The following is a 702-nucleotide window of genomic DNA, read 5'->3' as shown; positions in this document are numbered from 1 at the left end:
TTCTAAATTATACATGCCTGAGGATCTCCACGATTTTGTTTTCTTTAGCAAAAACTTTGATCGTGCCTCAGGCACTTTAGTTCCCTTCTTAAGCGAAGCTCAGGTTAAATAATTTTTTGATTTGAAAGATAAAAAAAGAGAGGCTCCAACGAGAACGAATATGACCAAATTGCTGAGGTGAATGTTCCAACAAATAAAACAGAACGGGCAAAAGTGGCGTTAAATTCCACCGAGGGTGGCGACCCGCGGATAAAGGATACAATCCGGCCCATCCAAGTGCCTTAAAGCGATCAATCCACCGCCACACAGAGGAATGCACGGTGCAAAGTGTTTTGGCGACTTGAGACACAGATGCACCTTGATGTAGCAAGAGTATCGCCATAATCCGGCGAGCATAGTTTTTATCTGCCGTTTTTTGGACAATTTTTCTCATTTGACGCCGCTCATTGCGCGGAATTGGTGGTACGATGGCCATAACTCAGTCCTTCCTTTTTGTGTTTTTTTGGTTTTGCGATTAAAAAGTTCGCAAAAATAGGACTGAGTTTCTTTGATTCGCCTACCATTTTGAAAAGCTATTTAACCCCAATTCCGCTTAAGCTATTGCTGAAATATCTTCTTCTGAGTAGAAAATTTTCAGTGATGGCTTTTTCTCTTTAAGGCAGTAAGCAATCAATCCCGTTAAAATGGTTAACAAAAAACCGG

Annotated in this window: 1 protein-coding gene and 1 pseudogene; both read right to left on the bottom strand. The window is 41.0% G+C overall.

The window, feature by feature from the left end:
- Positions 1 to 88 precede the first annotated feature (88 nt).
- On the bottom strand, positions 89 to 475 hold the full coding sequence (locus tag AACS92_RS02985; RefSeq protein ID WP_099112039.1) for a helix-turn-helix domain-containing protein: 387 nt from the start codon (positions 473 to 475) through the stop codon (positions 89 to 91).
- A gap of 117 nt (positions 476 to 592) precedes the next feature.
- Positions 593 to 702 (bottom strand): annotated as a pseudogene (locus AACS92_RS02980) (IS982 family transposase); the annotation flags it as partial.

Origin of the sequence: Xenorhabdus sp. KJ12.1 (assembly GCF_963876495.1) — a bacterium.
GTDB lineage: Bacteria > Pseudomonadota > Gammaproteobacteria > Enterobacterales > Enterobacteriaceae > Xenorhabdus > Xenorhabdus stockiae.
Note: the sequence above shows the minus strand (reverse complement) of the source record. Positions and strands in the feature narration are given on the sequence as shown.